The 18,566-nt window shown below is 55.2% G+C and carries 13 protein-coding genes and 2 pseudogenes; 7 read left to right on the forward strand and 8 right to left on the reverse strand.

Features of this window, described 5'->3' with window-relative positions:
* Position 1: 1 nt before the first annotated feature.
* Both HAPAU_RS15695 and HAPAU_RS15700 read right to left on the reverse strand, forming a co-directional pair.
* Positions 2-979 carry an ABC transporter permease gene (locus HAPAU_RS15695; protein WP_066384748.1) on the reverse strand — a complete coding sequence of 326 codons (978 nt, stop codon included), beginning with the start codon at positions 977-979 and terminating at the stop codon, positions 2-4.
* A 70-nt stretch (positions 980-1,049) separates the two neighbouring features.
* Positions 1,050-2,705, reverse strand: a complete 1,656-nt coding sequence (locus HAPAU_RS15700) for an ABC transporter substrate-binding protein (RefSeq protein ID WP_211263606.1) — start codon at positions 2,703-2,705, stop codon at positions 1,050-1,052.
* A 195-nt stretch (positions 2,706-2,900) separates the two neighbouring features.
* Between HAPAU_RS15700 and HAPAU_RS15705 the strand changes: the two genes are divergently transcribed.
* Positions 2,901-4,280: a M28 family peptidase gene (locus HAPAU_RS15705; protein WP_066384752.1), complete on the forward strand. Its 1,380-nt coding sequence runs from the start codon at positions 2,901-2,903 to the stop codon at positions 4,278-4,280.
* Positions 4,281-5,009: 729 nt separating this feature from the next.
* Here the strand turns inward: HAPAU_RS15705 and tnpA are convergent.
* The 3 genes and pseudogenes from tnpA to HAPAU_RS15715 all read right to left on the reverse strand — a co-directional run.
* Positions 5,010-5,296, reverse strand: a pseudogene (tnpA, locus tag HAPAU_RS20115) (IS200/IS605 family transposase); the annotation flags it as partial.
* Between the two features lie 587 nt (positions 5,297-5,883).
* Positions 5,884-6,450, reverse strand: coding sequence for a hypothetical protein (locus HAPAU_RS15710; protein WP_245634178.1), 567 nt, complete (start codon positions 6,448-6,450; stop codon positions 5,884-5,886).
* A 173-nt stretch (positions 6,451-6,623) separates the two neighbouring features.
* Positions 6,624-7,784: pseudogene (locus HAPAU_RS15715) on the reverse strand (RNA-guided endonuclease InsQ/TnpB family protein).
* 1,262 nt (positions 7,785-9,046) lie between these two features.
* On the opposite strand from HAPAU_RS15715, the gene HAPAU_RS15720 reads away from it, so the two are divergent.
* Positions 9,047-11,755 (forward strand): phosphoenolpyruvate synthase, encoded by a 2,709-nt coding sequence (locus HAPAU_RS15720; protein WP_066384753.1) that lies wholly within the window; start codon positions 9,047-9,049, stop codon positions 11,753-11,755.
* Here HAPAU_RS15720 and HAPAU_RS15725 read toward each other — a convergent pair.
* Entirely contained in the window at positions 11,745-12,122 is a 378-nt protein-coding gene (locus tag HAPAU_RS15725) for a hypothetical protein (protein ID WP_066384755.1), read from the reverse strand. The two genes, HAPAU_RS15720 and HAPAU_RS15725, sit on opposite strands and share 11 nt — an antisense overlap.
* A gap of 56 nt (positions 12,123-12,178) precedes the next feature.
* Here HAPAU_RS15725 and HAPAU_RS15730 point away from each other — a divergent pair, with 56 nt between their 5' ends.
* Positions 12,179-12,964 carry a helix-turn-helix transcriptional regulator gene (locus HAPAU_RS15730; protein WP_066384756.1) on the forward strand — a complete coding sequence of 262 codons (786 nt, stop codon included), beginning with the start codon at positions 12,179-12,181 and terminating at the stop codon, positions 12,962-12,964.
* 379 nt (positions 12,965-13,343) lie between these two features.
* Here HAPAU_RS15730 and HAPAU_RS15735 read toward each other — a convergent pair whose 3' ends face one another.
* Complete coding sequence (locus tag HAPAU_RS15735; RefSeq protein ID WP_066384759.1) at positions 13,344-14,318, reverse strand: calcium/sodium antiporter; 975 nt, start codon at positions 14,316-14,318, stop codon at positions 13,344-13,346.
* A gap of 560 nt (positions 14,319-14,878) precedes the next feature.
* Between HAPAU_RS15735 and HAPAU_RS15740 the strand changes: the two genes are divergently transcribed.
* The 3 genes from HAPAU_RS15740 to HAPAU_RS15745 are packed head-to-tail and all read left to right on the forward strand — an operon-like array spanning position 14,879 to position 16,469.
* Complete coding sequence (locus HAPAU_RS15740) at positions 14,879-15,487, forward strand: OsmC family protein (RefSeq protein ID WP_066384761.1); 609 nt, start codon at positions 14,879-14,881, stop codon at positions 15,485-15,487.
* A 13-nt stretch (positions 15,488-15,500) separates the two neighbouring features.
* On the forward strand, positions 15,501-15,674 hold the full coding sequence (locus HAPAU_RS20120) for a DUF1059 domain-containing protein (RefSeq protein WP_084383812.1): 174 nt from the start codon (positions 15,501-15,503) through the stop codon (positions 15,672-15,674).
* A 12-nt stretch (positions 15,675-15,686) separates the two neighbouring features.
* Positions 15,687-16,469, forward strand: a complete 783-nt coding sequence (locus tag HAPAU_RS15745) for a methyltransferase domain-containing protein (RefSeq protein WP_066384764.1) — start codon at positions 15,687-15,689, stop codon at positions 16,467-16,469.
* 159 nt (positions 16,470-16,628) lie between these two features.
* Here the strand turns inward: HAPAU_RS15745 and HAPAU_RS15750 are convergent, their stop codons facing one another.
* Positions 16,629-17,363 (reverse strand): helix-turn-helix domain-containing protein, encoded by a 735-nt coding sequence (locus HAPAU_RS15750; protein ID WP_066384765.1) that lies wholly within the window; start codon positions 17,361-17,363, stop codon positions 16,629-16,631.
* A gap of 90 nt (positions 17,364-17,453) precedes the next feature.
* Between HAPAU_RS15750 and HAPAU_RS15755 the strand changes: the two genes are divergently transcribed.
* Positions 17,454-18,566 carry an MBL fold metallo-hydrolase gene (locus HAPAU_RS15755; protein ID WP_066384772.1) on the forward strand — a complete coding sequence of 371 codons (1,113 nt, stop codon included), beginning with the start codon at positions 17,454-17,456 and terminating at the stop codon, positions 18,564-18,566.

Raw genomic sequence — 18,566 nt, forward strand, 5'->3', positions numbered from 1 at the left:
TCTAGTCGTAGGTCACCCGGGGGTCTAGATAGCCGTACGCCAGGTCGGCGACGAAGTTCAGGAAGATAATGGTCGTAGCGAGGACCATGAACGTACCCTGTGCAACGGGGAAGTCCCGCCGAAGCACCGCTCGAACCATCTCTCGACCGATACCGGGCCATGCGAAGACCGTCTCGATGAGGACGCTCCCGCCGACAGCGTAGCCAAGAGCGATCGCCGCCGCCGTGACGATGGGTAGGAGAGCGTTGCGAGCGGCGTGTTTGAACATTATGGTGCGTTCTTTCAATCCCTTTGCCCGACAGACGTCGATGAAGTCTTCGGAGAGGACTTCAAGCATGCTCGAACGCATGATGAGTAACGGATACCCCATAAAGTAGAACCCCAGCACCAACGCTGGCGCGAGGAGGTGATGCAGAAAGTCCAATGAGAACATCATCTCGAGAAAGGACCCGCCACCAGTACCCAGATCACTCATCCCACTCATCGGAATGACTCCGAGTCCGGCACCGAATATCCACAATACGATCAGCCCGACATAGAACGTCGGGACGCTCCGGGCTACCAGTGCGGTGATGACCGTACTTCGCTCGAATCGGGATCCACGGTACCAGCCCGACAACACGCCGAGCGTAATACCGATGAGGTAGGCCGCGATAAACGCCGTCAGCATGAGCACAAGCGTGTTCGGCAGATAGGTTACGATGATATCCGTAACCGGTTCATTCGAGTGGAAGGACTGACCGAACTCTAACACTATCAGATTCTCAAGAAACTTAATGTACTGAATGTGCAACGGTTGGTCAAGCCCGTAGCTCGCGATGAGCTGTTGGCGCGCCTCTTGGGTCATCTGTGAGGAAACCACGTATGACGTCGGGTCGCCGGGCATGAGCCGAAATAGACCGAACAGTACCGTTCCAACCGCCCAGAGCGTAACGACGAGTTGGATCGTCCGTCTGATGATGAAATTCGCTTTTCCCATGATGTTGTATTGAATTCGTGTTTATCGGTGAGGTGGGTGAGATCCCGTACCGGAGTCGGTTTGCCTCCGTTCAGTCGTCGCTCGGCGCTTGAAGCGTATCGTTGTCATCCCACGTGTAGCCAGCCTCTTCGAGTCGGCTTCGAGCAGCTTCCTGGCTTTCCTCGTATTCCGTTACGTCCTCCGTGTGGAGATCACCGAACGCCGAGGAGACGATATTGGATCCGGTCTCCGGGAAGCCGAACAGGATCTGATCGACGATGGGAGTCCGCGGAATCGCCTCGACCAGCGCCTTGCGCAACTGTTTGTCACCGAGGGGCTCTTGGCGCTCATTGGGCGTGAACATCCAGAACGTCGGGGCGGTCTGGAACGTCGTGCCAATGTTCTCGTTGTCCTGGTTCTGATCGAGACTGCGGTCGATACGGCCGAATGGCTCATAATTGAGGTCCCCGTTGATGAGGTTTTCCCACACCGTCGACGCCTCGGGAATGACGCGCCAGAACCGTCTCTCAAAGGAGACGGGAGCGAAGTGCTCGTCGAACCGTGTCATAGCGAATTCGCTGCCCTGCTCCCAGTACTCGAACATCATCGGACCGCTACCGACTGGCTCTTGTATATTCTGTTGGCTGGGGTTCTCCCGATCTGCCCACATGTGTTCGGGAATAATGGGAATAAGGTTCGCGACCCCGAGGTTGAACGGACCGAGTGGCTCGGCCATGTTGATGCGAACCGTCTCCTGGTCGACGACTTCGGCGGTGTCAATGTACTCCGACTGCGTAGAGTACAGCGGGACTTCGTTCTCGCTGATGTAGTTGTAGCTGAACGCGACGTCCTCGGCGGTGAGATCCTCGCCATCGTGCCACGAGTGGTCGGTTCGAATAGTGTACTCCATCGTCGTCTCATCGACACGCTCCCAGTCTGTAGCGAGACTAACCTCGGGATCCGGTCCGGCCTCATTGTTGAGCTGAACCAGGAAATCGTACAACATATTGAACTGGTAGACGTGCTTGCTCTCGTCGTTGTGGCCAAGCACGTTCATCGTTGAGAGTGTCTCGGGCCAGTAGCCCTTCAGGGTATTTTCGCCGCCTTTCATCTCGAGGTTTATCATCGTCCAGTAGGAGTTGAACCCGTTCGCGAGGTCCGCCTGCCAGTTGCCGACCTGATTACTGTTATAAATGGCCGCCTGTGGCATCTGCGTGATGGGCATCATCGGCACTTCATCCATCAGCAGCCGCTGGATCTCATGACACTGTTCGATCCGGGTGTTTTCGTCCGGTTCGGCCAAGTAATTCGCCATCATCTCGTCGAGGTCAGGGTTCTCGTAGCCGGAGTAGTTACCCTGTCCCGGGTCGGTGTTTGCGGAGTTAAACAGGTTGTTCAGCTCCGTTACCGGCTCCGAGACGAAAAAGGTGTGCCACGTCGCGAAGCTGTAATCGTACTCCTCGGATACGCGACTAAACAGGGTCCCCCATTCGAGTACGTCGACCCCGACGTCCAGTCCGAGTTCACTGAATTGATCCGCAATAACGTTTATCGCGTCGTGTCTTGGCGGATTATAGCTCTGGGCGTTGTTGACGTAGGTATAGGCACCCTCGCTGCCGGCACCATCGGACGTGTCCCCGCCGCCTCCACCAGCACAACCAGCTAAGGCCGTCATCCCTACAGCACTGCCCGCCGTCGTTGCTTTAAGGAAGCTCCGACGGCTTATGCGGTTGGTATTTTCAACCATGACAATGTCTATCGTTAACCCCCACATAAAAACCTTTCTATATGAATGACGTATGGGCAATTTAATTGGAAAATTTCTGGATGAATAGGTAGTGATTGCACATGATACATTATACTATCAATCCACAATCTATCAACCATATCTATTGGGCATAAATCGGAAGTCTATTGGTGAACGATATCACACAGCACGTTAATGACCAAATTACCAGACAACGTCGTGGGTCGGGCCTACCGGAGTACGATCGGGTGGGATCTCATTGCTGAATTGGAGGATCTCAACGACAGGATGCCGGGACACGAAGGTGAACGGGTCGGCGCAGAGCGCGTGGCCGAGACCTTTGAGGCGGTTGGGCTCGATGCCGTCTCGTTAGAGCCGTTCCCGATCCCCGCGTGGTGGCGCGGTGACGCGAGCCTCACCGTGGCCCATGGCGACAGAGACACAACGTTCGGTCTGTCGCACGAACTCGTCGAGTTACCGGGGACACCGTCGGGTGATGTGACGGGCGAACTCGTGGATATGGGATATGGTCTTCCCGAGGACTTCGAGGCGGTGGACCTCTCGGGCGACATTGTGATGGCGTCCAGTCTTACCCCCGATAACTACGGACGGTGGGTTCACCGTTCGGAGAAATATCACTACGCCGCCGAATCCGGTGCCGCAGCGTTCGTCTTTTATAATCACCTTGAGGGTGCGCTTCCGCCGACCGGAAACATCGGAAGTGTGAACGGGCCGGGACCTATTCCGGCTCTCGGCGTGAGCAAAGAAACCGGCGCACGACTCCAACGCTACTGTGATGACGATACTACCGAGGTTGAGTTATCTGTCGAGTCGGAGGTCGGTCGTGGCACCTCGCATAATATCGAAGGGAGCGTCGGCCCCGATACGGACGAGGAAGTACTGTTCACGGCACATGTGGACGGACACGACGTGGGAACAGCTGCGAACGACAACGGATTCGGAACCGCCATGGTCGTCGAAGTCGGGAAAATGTTGGCGCTGATTGCAGATGAGTTGGAGACGAAAGTCCGCCTCGTTGTCTTCGGGGCTGAGGAAACTGGCCTGTACGGGTCGTACTACTGGAGCCATACCCACGACTTAAACAACGTGAAATGCATCGTCAACGTCGACGGTGCAGGCTACTCGAGAAATCTCGAGATTCATAGCCACGGCTTTGAAACGGTGGCTAACGTGTTCGAGACTGTCAGCGAAGAGTACGAAATCCCCCTCCATACCGAAGACGGAATCCGACCGAATAGCGACCACTGGCCGTTCGTCCAACGGGGCGTCGCAGGCGTTCAAGGTCGGTCTTCCTCGGAAGAAAGCGGACGCGGATGGGGTCACACCCACGGAGATACCTTTGACAAACTCGACGTACGCGACCTTCGGGATATGTCGATTCTCTGTGCCGCGGGCATCGCTCGACTCGCCCGTCGCGACGTCGAAGTTGAGCATGTAGATGATGAGATGATACGACAGACGTGTGTAGACGAAGGCTTCGACGTGGGGATGAAAGCGACTGATACATGGCCATGGGGCAAACCGAAAGACTGGCCGTGGGCGGACAAACTTTGAACCGTCTGCTCTTCAGTGAGTTAGTATCTCCGAGACTGGTACGATTTGCTTGCTAGCACACTCATAACACAGCGTCGGTTCTGATTTGAATGGGGTTCCGCAGTTCTGGCAGGCATATTTCCATGAATATTTGTCGACATTTTGTCCATTGTATACCATTTTGATTCATAGATAATCATACTTGATACTATATTATCTTTACTCACATAATGCAGGAGATCATAGATATTGATATCTTATTGATATTAGTGTAATATGAAAACAACAGACTAGTGGAGCAGGTGATAGTAACGCTGCAAAAATCACAACGAACATGCTAGATTCCTGGTAACTAATAGGTAGGTACTACTATTATTTCACGGGAGGAGTACCCTCCCACTCCCGACCGTGGCCTCAGGGCCGGGAGTCTGCGTCATCTTCAGACCCACATAGTATGTATAAGATAGTAGTACTATCGTTGATACAGAGTACGACATACATGCTTCACTAGAGATTCAATATTCGAAATATATACATAGAAAATATTAAATGTATTAACAGAGTAGTAATCGATGGCGGCTGGATCCCTGTACGCCGCCACCGAGGGTACCTACCCCTTCGATCATTGTTTGACCTCCCACGCCGGGAGGTTTTTGATAGCACGTCACAGCTTACCTCAGTTGCGCCATCAGGAGTGCCTTCATTCCCAGTACGGGCGACTGCTGGAGTTTTCTCAGGGTTCTCACTCCCGTAGTACGAGCGCGTCCATTTGATGCGGTCGTCGTATCGCTGATTGTAGTACCGCGCGGAGATACCCTTCAGCCAATTAACGAGCAACGAGGATTCGTTGCGCGGCGGGCTTCCCACGAACAGGTGTACGTGGTCGGTCATGATTTCGACCTCGACGAGTTCGAGGTCTTGTCGTCGCATATCTCCGCGAAGATGGTTTTGAGACGTTCTTTGGTTGCGCCCGTCAGATGCGGCTCCCGATACTCCGGAATGAACACTATATGATAGTGAACGTACCCCGCGGTCAAGCCGCGGGGCTTCCTGCTTCGATGATTGTCAGTTCGGGGGAGATTGAGAGACTGTGAGCTACTCCTACCGATTCGACTCGCCGGCCACAACCGACGATGCACGCTTGTTATCGCGTTTGAACAACGGCGGAATCGTGGGTAGCGTCTTACTACCTCATTCTATGCCGACCTCGAATAGCAACCCTTTCATTGACTATCGACTACACTGTTACCAATCAGAAAACCCCTCCAAATCGGAGAGGCTCGACATGATCAGCTGAAGGGTGGCATCCTTCACCGGCGGCTTAGCGGAAGCCTGCCGCCAACAACTGCTATACTAGCAACTATATTAATTATTAGGTGGCTATCCTGGCAGGGAGTCGTGCTCGAACACCTCTATGGGCACGAAAGGTTGGTGAAAGAGGGTCGGCAGTCAGCGGCCGATAACCCATGAGTTGGTGTGAAACGCATTAACTCCTAATCTATAAACTATTTTAATTATATTAGTGTATAGATAGCAAATCATACAGTCCTAAGCGGAGTGTGCCCACTCTTCAACTGAGTGCTCGACTTCCGAAAAAAGCGAATTCGGGTGGTACAGCGTACGATTATGAATTAGGATTTCCTGGTCCGTCGTCTCCGACAGCTCCGAGGATCATGAGAATCCGGTTCACGAACTCCTCGGTCGTGAGATCGCCGAACAGGCACTCACGCAGCCACTGGATATCTAGGTAGAGTGCCGCTCGGAGGACGTCGCACTCATCATAGAGGGCGAATTTGAACTCTTCGACCGCTTCGAAGAACTCCTCAGCATCCGCCTCACGAATCGCTTGGTTGAATGCAGGGATGAGCGCTTGCAATTCCTCAGCGAGAACGTCTCCGTCAGTCGTCTCAACGATCACACTGAGTTCGAGCGTTCCCTTGTGGAATCCGAGGTCCTTCACATGGAGGACATCGCTGTCGAGCTCAAACTCCTCGCGATCGAATCCGGGGATGCTGTCGTAGTCTTCTTCCTCTTCGTCTTTATGTTTCTTCGAACCTCGTTTCTTGTGCCCGTTCGTTTCTGATTTCGTGTGGTCATCCTCGCTCTCGTGTGCTAAGGAAGCGCTGGAGTAGCCAACGAGGCCAGTTGCGAGCATGGTGCCAGTTCCGATGAGCATCTGTCGACGCTTCATACATCACTCATCGACGCGCGTATATATAATTTTTGTGGTAATAAAAAATTTTAATTTAGCATCTAAGAAGAACGGTGGATTCATATCGAAAAAGTCGGCGAACACTCCCGCGTCTACTGGGTCCGAGCCGCCGGAGCAGGGTGGCGGTACGTAGAGGTGTAAACTACCCTATCCTACTTCGCTTGGTCTGACGACCTCGCTCGTTGAGGGTAGGGCTTTCGCGTGGACTCCCGTTCTATGCCGTAGAGGCAGGGGGAACGTACTCCCCACTCACGTTCAGCGTCCCGTGATTTAGCGCAACGTCTACGGGTGCGCCTCCGGCGGCTGCGTTTTGCCTCCGACGGAGATACCGATAACCGATGTTCTTCGCCGCGTTGTAGTCCGCGTGGTTCTGATACCCGCACTTTAAGCACTCGAAGTGCTCGCCGTCGCGGTTATCCTCATGAGTACAGCCACACGTCGAACAGCGTTGGGACGTGTGGTTCGGCGGGACTTGTACGGCTTCGACGCTGTGCTCTGCCGCCTTGTACTCGGCATATTGGAACAACCGGCGGAATGCCCACACGTGTTGCCATGTCACCTGCGGGATGTTATTGCGGATGTGCGTTAGGTCCTCGAAGACGATGTAGGAACAACCGTACTCTACGGCTTCCTCGATGAGTTCGTTCGCTACGCCATGCAAGTAGATTTCGAAGCGTCCGTACTCCTTGCATCCGACGCCTTCGATGGCTTCGTGTGCGGCTCGCGTTCCGGTTTGTTGAAGCGAGCCACGGAGCTTCTCGTACTCTCGACGCCAGTGGTTGAACTCATCGGCGGACCAAAACGTGCCGGTTGACGAAACGACGATATTGTTCACTCCGAGATCCACACCGAGGACTGTTCTGTGCTCGGTGTCGGGTTCGGGGGTAGCGCCCAGAGTCGTCGGGAAGGATGTAGTTGCACTCGACGCGCCCGTTGACAGTCGAAAGGGAGACGTGGTCGCGGTGGAACGTCGCGCTTCGTTTGTCGTAGACCGCGCTATCGGCGGAGAAGTAGGGTTACGACGTTCGTTCGCCACGCTTCAGCCGGGCTACACCGCTCTTGACGGCTTCGACCGCCCGACGAACACCTTTCTGAACGAGGTTCGCGGTGAGGTCGGTTTCGTCTCGTAGTTGGTCGTACAAGGCGCGTTCAGCTTTGGCCTTCGAGGTAACGTGGTATCCGTCGTCGCCGTGCCAACACCATTTGCTCGCGGTGTTCGCGCAATATTTGAATTGCTCGACAGTCTCTCGGAGGGATGCATCGGCGTCCTGAGACACGTCGAGCTTGATTACGGCGGTTCGACGGTATTCCACGATGTTTCACATAACTCGGTGGTGTTACTTAAACATCCGGGAGTAGGACTGCCGGGGAACGTTGTTCGTTGCGGAATTGTCGGCTCCTCCCCTCCCTACTCCGTCCACTTCGCTCACTCCGTTGAGGAAGGGACCTCCGCCTCGCAATTTAGGTGAACACTGCGGCCGAGAGTCGCTCTGACGCGGGGACAGAGTGCTCCGATAAGCTGGGCCGCAACCGGCGAGTTCGGCGGCGTTCGCTCGCCCATGCCCAATGGGGTCGTGGGTTTTGATGCCCGACGCGCGGTGAGGATAGGAAGCTCGTAGCGATGAACCAACCGTTGATGATGGCAGGCGTGGTTGACGTATGTGCCCAGTTCATTGAGGTGAATCTAGTGCACAGAATTTGAAAAGGAAACAGTATGTAGGTTGTAATTAGTTTAGAGATACTGTAATAACAACATCATTAATTTCGGAATATTATAATAGTAGAGATGATAATATAGAGTAATGACCGAGTGTCCTCGGTGTGGGAAACGGTTTCTGACCTCAGAAGCGGCTAATGGGCATCAATCAATGTGCCCAGAGAATCCCGATCGCGTCGTTCCTAACGAGTGGCACCCCTCATCACATGGCCGCTGGAGTGATGAAACAGCCTCCTCAGAGGACTAATTAGCCTCTTACTGCTAGTAACGACATATGTAACTGCTTCGGAGTGTCTCGCCTGCGCTGGCTCCGATAGTGGCCGAGGGTGGCTGTGAGCGGGGCTGTCAGCGTCGCTCGCTTCCATTTGATACTAGACCGGGCCAACTCTCCATCGGCATCGAGTTCACTGCTTGTGAGCACGAGCCCGTCTACGAGGGCAGAGCACATACTCGCGATGCGAAGAGGCGAATATGTGTGATTCATGCGACGGTCAGTATTACCATCAGCAGAGGATTTTCCCCCTCTTCGCTTGGACTCTCTTGTCTCCCACTGGTGTGTCATAAGTGACAGAGGCACATACAAACTGTTCCTATATATTAGTACCGATTCTGATATGAGTGTTTTATGACTGCTTTGCCACTCCACCTGTGCTATAACAACACCTATGATTTATGAGCAAGCGGATACGGGCGCCGGGGTTGTCGGCGAGGAAATTGGCCACCCTATTGCACCCGCGCTTATATTCAAGAACAAAGGTTAGTTCACGCATATGACTAGCGTAGAGGTCGTGGATGTAGAACTTCGGACGTGGCTCGCCTGCGGGCAGCTCAAATTGGGTCGTTCGGCAGAGGTAACAAATGGTTGATCGTAGCGATTTCGAATCCTACAGTCAGCACGTCATCTCTCTGAGTGACATTAGGGCAACCGATCGACTGCTCGCCGGTGGGAAGGGTGCCAACTTAGCGACACTCATTGAGGCCGGGCTCCCAGTTCCCGACGGGTTCTGTGTAACAACTGTTGCGTTCAGGCAACTGGTTGATACCGGCTCGATCGACGGCCTTCTCGACGAACTTTCGGAACTCGATCCGGCGGATACCGCAGCGATCGCTACCGTTGGCGAGCGTCTTCGTAATCGTATCGAAGCCCTCGAGATGCCGACGACGATTCGAGAAGCAATCGAGAATGAGATCAATGCAACTGACAGCGGGCCTACCAAGGCGTATGCCGTTCGTTCCTCAGCCACAGCAGAGGATCTCCCCGAAGCGTCGTTTGCCGGCCAGCAGGAGACCATCCTCAATGTCCAAGGCAGCGAGGCGATCATTACTGCGAGCAGGGCATGTATGGCGAGCCTGTTTACGGACCGTGCCATTGCCTATCGAGCGAAAAACGATATTCCACACACAGACGTTGCTCTCGCGGTTGTCGTACAACGAATGATTACGCCGGACGTCTCCGGTGTTCTCTTCACTGCCGATCCAATGACTGGGAATCGGCACCGTACTGCGATTGAGGCAGGACTCGGCCTTGGAGAGGCGTTCGTATCGGGTGCAGCGGCTGCCGACTCTATACGAGTCAATACACAAACGGGGGAGATTCTCGAGTACGAGCGGGCTGACCAACAGATAGTAGTCCAGGCCCGGTCAGAAGGTGGGATTGAGACAGTTGAGTTAGAGGCGGCTGAACGACCGGATCGCGTCCTCACGGACGAGCAGATTCGGACGCTGGTTGACCTAGGAACCACGATTGAAGCCCTCTTTGAGCAGCCCCAAGACATCGAATGGTGCATCGAAGACGGATCGATCTACATCCTGCAATCCCGTCCGATCACCTCGCTGTTTCCCGTCCCCGCACCGAAACCGACAGACGACCAGCTTCACGTCTACTGCAGTCTGGGACATGCACAGGCGTTTGCCGAAGCGATGCCACCGCTTGTCCGGGATATCTGGATGGCATACACAGAGGAGACGTTCGAAGCGTTCGGGTTCAGCGCCCATGAGACATGGGCAGTTGAGGCCGGCGGTCGGGTCTACATGGATATGACAAGTCTTCTGCAAGTGTCTGTTGTTCGGGACCTCCTCCCGCATCAGCTCAGAGCGACGAGTGAACCGATGGGGGCTGCAGTCGAGAATATTCTCGAGCGGCGCAGCGAGGAGTTCCGTATTGAGCGGTCACTCCCTGAGATCGTGGCAGGGACGCCTGCAGTTACTCGGTCAGTATGGCAGGGAGCGAAGATGAGTCGGCCAGTTCTCTCAGCAATGGCTGATGGATTTGTCGGCGCGTTCATTGGGGAACCAACCGACCCACAAGACGAGGAAGCCAAATGGATCACCTGGGGGCAATGGATCGCTTCGCGGGTTCATGCTCCGGATACCCTCAGTGAGCGCGTTCGCGCAATTCGTACGAACTTGAATGTGGCTATCAATTACCCACCCGTTGGGCCGTTGCTTGCGGCACTCGTGGCGGGCAGATTGCTTGAACAGCTGTTTCCGGATGCTCCTGAAGACGTCAACGCAGTCGGGCGGGGCTTTCCGGACGAACTCGTAACACGCATTAATCTCGGACTCGGCGATCTTGCTGACGTGGCTCGCGCCAACCCTGCGGTTGCGGATGCGCTCCGTGAGGGTGCGTCACTTGAGACGATCGAATCGCTTGCGGGAGGGGCAGAGTTCATCGATGCTCTCGAAGCGTATCTCGAGGAGTTCGGCCATCGGGCGACCGGTGAAATCGATATTAGTCGACCACGGTGGCAGGAAAATCCCTCTGGCTTGCTTGCAACGGTTCGTGCAAATCTCGAACATGAACAGCAGGGTGCACATCGCAGTCACATTCGACAAATGGAACGCGAGGCACGTGGGGCAGCCGTTGCACTTGAACAACGGGCCGATCATGGGCTACTTGGGCCGGTGCGGAGACGACTGGTTCGGCAATTGATTCGGACGTACCGTGGCTATATTCAGACGCGTGAGTATCCAAAACAGGGAGCAGCGCATATGTTCGCGACGTGGCGCGACGTGCTTTGTGAAGCCGGCGAGGTGCTCGTTGACGACGGACTGCTTTCGGATTCGACAGATGTCTGGTTCCTTCGACTCGAGGAGCTGCTCGACGCGCTTGACGGAGAGTCGATTGCCGTCGATATCGATACTCGACGCGCCGAGTTCGAACGGTACAAATCACTGACTGCACCGCCGGTACTGACTAGCGAGGGTGAAGCACCAAGCGGGCGGATAGAGCGCGAGGACGTCCCCGAGGGTGCACTCACCGGAACGGGTGTCTCGGGTGGTGTCGTTGAAGGTATCGCTCGGGTCGTTCGTGATCCCACGACGGAGACGATCGAGAACGGCGAAATTCTCGTTGCGCCGTCGTCCGATCCTGGATGGACCCCACTGTTTTTGAATGCAGCAGGGATGGTTGTGGAAGTTGGTGGTCGGATGAGCCATGGTGCACTCGTTGCCCGTGAGTATGGGATTCCAGCCGTGGTGTCGGTCTCTGAGGCAACCGAGCGCATCGAGACCGGGCAGCGAATTCGCATTGACGGAACCCAGGGTATTGTTGAAATCATCGGTTGATAAGAGGGAAACCGTCTTCATGATCATCGTTTCGAGAGCGGTCGACGACATGCTCGGGCAGCGTGCAGATCCGTTCAAGCGGTGTCTCGGTGGGCTGGGTTGCCGTGGACTCATTCTCGGTGAGTTCTGTCGCGTTGGCTTGCGTCTCAATGTCGTCGAGCCGGCGGCGCACGTCGGCAAACTTCGAGCCCGCAAAGCGCTTGTACTCCTGGAGTTCTTCCGCAAGATCCTCAATGCGGTTGCCCTTCTGTTCGACTTCGGTTTCGAACTTGTTGACGCGATCGGTGGTCGCGTGGTCGCCGTTAGGATCGGTCTGCTTGGCGATATCGGCCGGATTACCCGAATCGACTCGGCGTGCCGGGACCACCTGTTCACTATATTAAGTGTGTTAACAGTTATCGTTCGGGGGTGTGTACGAGGAGTATGGATGCAGCGGTCAGAGAAATCGAGTTCCTCGCGCGCTCAGCTCATCGTGTCGAGATACTCTATGCAGTGGCCGAGCATCCTCATCGTCGTGACGAACTCCGAGAACTGACGGGTGCCTCACCAGCCAACCTCGGCCGAGTACTTCGTAGCTTCGAGGAGCGAAATTGGATCGTCAGAGACGGGCATTATTATGAGGTGACGCCGCTGGGCGAATTCGTTGTAAACGAGTTCAGAGACCTACACGAGGCGATGAACATCGAACAGAAGTTACGGGATGTTTTGCAGTGGCTCCCGGCTGAGGTGATCGGGTTTGATATCCAATTGTTTACCGATGCGGTTGTCACGGTTCCAGAGTTCGACTCGCCTCACCAGACGGTTAGTCGGTTCGTTGAGTTAGTTAACGAGACCGAGACCCTGTTTGGATTCGCCCCAACAACCGCTAGGTCGGATATGGAGGCACTGTTTCGGAGCGCTATCGACGGGATGAAGATCGAGGTGATATTTCCCTCCATTCTCATTGAAACGGTCCTGGCGTTCCACCCTGAACAGGCCCCGAAAGCTATTGAGAGTGGCAATATGGACATTCTGACACACGACGATCTCCCGTGCGCCTGCGCTATTTTTGATGACCGCATTGGGCTTGCTGGCTACGACCACGAAACCGGAATGATGCGGGTTGCGATCGATACTGACGCACCCGAAGCAAGACAGTGGGCCAAAGAACTCTACAGGTCCTACAGACGTGACGCTCGACCGCTCAATCCGGAAACTCTCGTAGCGTAAACTACCCCGCCCTACTCGCTCGCCGTTCGGCTCGCTTCTTGAGGACGGGGCTTTTCGTGAATTTCCGCACTTTCTGCCCCTTCTTCGTGCATGGACGTGGCGCGGTTCACGTCGGCAAGACGGGCACACGGAGGGGGATTCCTGCGTGGTTTTCCATCCGTGGTCAACGTCCGAAGCCGATTCACCTGACTTTAATTCCCGGTGTTCTCAGCCACGTTGCGTGTGGCGTCACCGTCCCCGGATTACGGATCGGTGTCTTGTTGAAAGCCTTAGGCGGTGATAGGTTTCAAAAGTCATGCTGAATAGAGAGGCTGTGTTCAGTACTGGGGGTCGACTTGGTAGAGAGACATTCATGAGGCTTGTAAATCAGCTGTCTGCTCTACCCAAGGATACCCAGAACCCACCGAACAACTTCAGAGGTGGTGAACAAAGCGCCTTCCAGACGAGAGAGTACTCTCCCGGTCCAGAGGGCAGCAACCATCAATAGCGTAATGCCAGCCAGCCACGCCAGCGTCTCTAGTGCCGTGCCACTCACGACAAGGGGTCGAACGACTGCTGCGACGCCCATAATTCCCGTGATATTATAAATACTGCTGCCAACAGCGTTGCCGACCGAGACACCGAGACTTCCCCGCTGGATCGCCACTAGCGAGACGGCGAATTCCGGCGTCGATGTACCTGCTGCAACGATCGTTCCGCCGATAACCCACTCGGAGATGCCGACACCACGGGCCAACTCCGAGGCAGCCACTACCATATAGTCGCCACTCACTATCACTAACGCTAATCCACCCACGAGAAACACGATGTCTCGCCCACGGAACGTTACTTGCTCGGTCACTGGACGAGTCACCCCTCCTTTAAGTGGGTGATCGGTGGTTCCTTCTGATTCTGACTGGCTAGCACGGAGTAGATAGGCCGTGTAAGCGGCAAATGACCCCACCAAGAATACCCCTTCGAGCCTCGTAATCTGGAGGTCGAAAAGTACGAGTCCGCCGATGAGGGTGCTTGCCAGCAGAGCAACGCCATCACGATGAACGAGTGATTCCGCGATTGGGATCACTTTCAACAGAGAGATTACACCCAAAATGAACGCTAGGTTGTAGATGTTCGATCCAAGGACGTTCGCAACCGCGAGATCACCCAACCCTTTGAGCGCGGCATCGACCGAAACCGCGAGTTCCGGTGTCGATGTACCTGCTGCAACGATCGTCAGTCCGATCGTGAGATCCGAGAGGCCAAACCGCTGAGCTAACCGAACGACAGCATCGACTAAGAGCCGTGCACCAATCCAGAGGCCCAGTATCGAGAGGAGGATCACAGCGATCTGAATGATTGGGGCGCCCTGAACCATCGTACGGGAGTATCGCGGACGAGTCAATTAATGTTGGGCTCTCGGTTTTACCCTCCACTCGGTCTTCTGGAATAACGATGGAAGAAAGCTACTTCATATACGCTCTGTATTCAGCACGCCATTCTTGTCACGCTCTGCGGGTTTCAATATAGCCCGACCGGTCTACGGTGGCTCCTACCAAGCATCCGTTTTGGCCGCTCGGCAGTAGTATGGCTTACGTTACCATGGACGAAAGCCTACCGAGCGCGCTTCCTCCCCTCCCTACTCCGTCCGCTCCGCTCACTCTGTTGAGGAAAGGATATCCGCGCTGTACCGCCGGTAGACGCGTTAATCGTTACCTCTGGATACACGTCGAATAGTTCGTAGCTGCAGTAATACCACCCGGCGCGCTCTGCGAACGAATAGGTTGGTTTGCTCGGCTTCTAGAGTCCGGTTCAGCCTGCTTGCAGAGGGTGAGTTCTTTCGCTCTCTGCAAGCAGATACGCTGCTGCAAAATTCCACTAGAGAGCTACATCATCTTCCTCGCTGTATCAGTTCTTGCGAGAGGAGGACAGCAAACCATGACCAACGAACAGCGAATCACCCATGGTGTAGACATCGACAAATTCGGCGCGTTTGCCGACTACGCAGCCGCAAACCCCAACGAGGTGCAGCTCGGGCTTGGGGCTCGATCAACCTATGAGGGGACGTGTGCGCATAGCCTCGCGACGATGGACGCGTACACCCTTGAAACCGAGACAATCGAGCGCGAGACCCGCGAGTACACCATCCCGTATGGCGGATGGAAGGAGGTCTTGGACGCCGGGGGTTGGGTTGGTGCGACTGACCGAATGGAGCCGATCGAGGTCGCACTCTCCGCGCTTGCGTCCTGTATCAATGTCGGCATTACGATCAACGCGCTCGCAAACGGCGTCGATATCGAGGAGCTTCAAACACACGTACAAACTGACTTCGACCCCGCGGTGCTGTTCGGCCTCGCAGACCTCGATGAATCAGCATCGGTCTTCGAGAATACGACAGCCGAGGTCGAGATCACAGGCAAGAATCTCGATGCCGAACAAATCGATGCGTGGGCACAGCGTGCTCCCGTCTACGCCCTCGTCTCGCTCGCACAGGAAATCGATCTTACCGTCAACGCCACCACCACGGAGGTTGCGGCCGACGACTGAGAGGTGACTACACATGAGCAAAGCACACAAACTCGATTGTGAAGCGGCAGAAGCCGATTGCCGATTCATCATTCAATCAGAAAACGAAAGCGAAGCACTCGAACTGGCCAAGACCCACATGAAGGACGTTCACGGCAAGGAGTTCTCAGACGATGAACTCCGAGCGGAACACCTGCAAGTCGTCTAAAGAGGTGAGTAAATGGCCGAATTACTCGACGTTGAAAAGCTCGAACGCGAAGTCAAAGCGGTTTACCGAGATGTTGCCCAGACCCCTGATGGAGAGTTCCACTTCGAAATGGGACGCCCGCTGGCCGAACGGCTCGGCTACCCGCCGGAGGACCTCGACCAGGTCCCGCCGGAAGCGATCGCCTCGTTTGCGGGGGTAGGATATCATTTCGATTTTGCCGACCTTCAGGAAGGCGATGACGTCCTTGACTTGGGTAGTGGCTCAGGCATGGATGCATTCGTTGCGGCACTCTACGTCGGCGAGAGTGGGAGCGTCACGGGGTTAGACATGACCGACGAGCAGCTGGAAAACGCGCGGCAACTCCGTGATACGGCGGGGATGAACAACGTGCGCTTTGAGAAGGGCTATATCGAGGAGCTACCGTTCGAAGACGAGATGTTCGACGTCGTGATCTCGAACGGCGTCATCAACCTTTCCGCAGAGAAGGAACGGGTGTTCGAGGAAGCGAGACGTGTCCTCACTCCCGAGGGTCGGCTTGCGATCTCGGACATCATCAGCGAAACCCAGATGCCCGAGAGTATCAAGACTGACGCGGACCTTTGGGCAGCCTGTATCGGCGGGGCCGATCAGATCGACGACTACACGTCGACGATTGAGACGTCTGGCTTTGAAGTCACGGATGTTCGAGAGAACGACCGATATGAGTTCATCTCGGAGCAAGCCCACGGAGCATGCCAGAAGTACGGCGTAAAGAGCGTCTCGCTTGTAGCAATCAACATCAACGACAAATACTAACAACCGAATAGTTCAGGAAAGAGTATTTCGAGCGGATCTGGAACCGATCCATTTTTTTACCGTAACCGAGGCGCTAAGCCCCATCTTCAACGAGCGCCGAAGGCGCAAGTAGGGAGAGGATGGGATACAGCGGCGTTGAACGGACGAAGGGTTGATAGCCTAGTCGGCAGCCTGTTCGGCCTGCCGCATCTTTTTTACTTGTAATGGGTCCGCCGTCGAAGTCGCGGTGACCAGCCGCAAGAACTGTCCCGCATTCGTGAGGAGTTTGTTCTCCGCCTTCCGGAGGTGTTCTTCGTACGTTGAGCGAGCGACAGCCGTCTGATCGGCGAGGTCCCGCAGCGAGGTCTTCCGGGGTTGTTCGTAGTAGCCGCTTTCCAGCGCCAGTTGAAGTGCTGCTAACTGCCGGTCTGTAATGTTCTCAAACAGTTGATTCGCCGGAGCCAACATACTATGGGGAATCTGTTTCTCTGAAATCGAGGTTTTCGAGAGCAGCTCGATTTCCCTGTCGGATCGCAGATCACTGAGCAGACCCCGAATGTCATCACCATCGAACGCGACAACTGTGTAGTGCTCCCAGCCCTGGTGGTAGATCGTCGGCGGCTGGTATAGACAATTGTGTTTCTCGAAGCGGTCAATGATGGACTCCTCGAGTGAACAGAGACAGGACTGCGTGACGACGTGATACCCGTCATCGTCCTCCGACTCGTGCAGAACGGTTCCAATCTGACCGATCTCCTCAAGCAACTCGTCAGTCGGCGTCGTCTCTGCGGTAATTTCAAGCACTTGGCAGTCGCTCAGCGGCCACTCACGGATAGTCAGGTCCGGGTACCGTTCCGATATCTCCCGGTACGGACACTCGTGTTTGACCCGAATCGAGGTCTCGTATAGACTCATACGAACGATTATGAACTGGTCAGAAGTAACAGTACCGGTCATGTCCGGCAGCGCTTATATGCAAATATACCCCCTTATTCAAGAATACTGATGCAAGAACTACCGCCAGAAGAACTCAGCGAACAGATACAGAATAGCGATGATACGCCGCTTGTCCTCGATATTCGCCACCAAGAAGACTTCAAGGAGTGGCATATACCCGGGAGCCTCAATATCGATGTCTACGATGAATTAATTGAAGATCCCGAACAGACCAAGCAGACTCTCTCGGATCTCTCGCGTGAAAAGCAGATTGTTACTGTCTGTGCTGCGGGTATTGTCTCACAGACTGCGACGGACACCCTCCGAGAGTTGGGTTACGACGCTGTGACGCTTGCAGATGGAATGAATGGCTGGAGTCGCGTCCACCGGCACGCAGAAGTGCCAGCCGACCTCGATGGCACGCTCGTTCAGGTCGCACGGCCGGGGAAGGGCTGCCTTTCGCATATTCTTATTTCGGACGGTGAAGCCGCCGTGTTCGACCCGTCACAGTATCTCGATGAGTACGAGGCGATTCTCGATACATACGACGCTGAACTCATCGGCGTTTTCGATACGCACGCCCACGCCGACCATGTCTCGGGTGGGGTGGAACTCGCTGACCGACACGGCACCCCCTATTATCTCCACTCGAAGGATGCACTCGCAATCGACGCGACGCCGCTTGAAGATGGGCAGATCGTGACAGTCGGCCAGGTCGCTCTTGAGGTCATCCATACGCCGGGGCACAGCGAGGGGAGTGTCTCGTTCGACATCGCCGGTGGGGCGGTGATTACGGGGGACACGCTCTTTCACGAGAGCGTTGGCCGCGTCGAACTCGGCGTCGAAGCCGGCATCGAGGAGTCCGATATCGAGCAAAACGCCGCGACGCTCTACGAGAGCCTCCAGCGACTGCTGGATCGGCCGAACGATGCGGTTGTGCTACCAGCACATGACCCCGGCTCGCCTGAACCGCCGGTGACCGCGACCCTTGAGGAAGTCAAAGAACGGAACGGCGATCTCGGTCGTGACCGCCAAGAGTTTGTAACGGAGCTCGCTTCGGACATCCCGAATCATCCCCCGAATTTCGAGCGGGTCAAGCGAACGAACGTTGGTCAAGAGTCGGTCCCTGCTGACGAGTTGGCCGAACTGGAACTGGGTCCCAACAATTGCGCTGCCGAATGA

This window comes from Halalkalicoccus paucihalophilus (assembly GCF_001593955.1).
Lineage (GTDB): Archaea > Halobacteriota > Halobacteria > Halobacteriales > Halalkalicoccaceae > Halalkalicoccus > Halalkalicoccus paucihalophilus.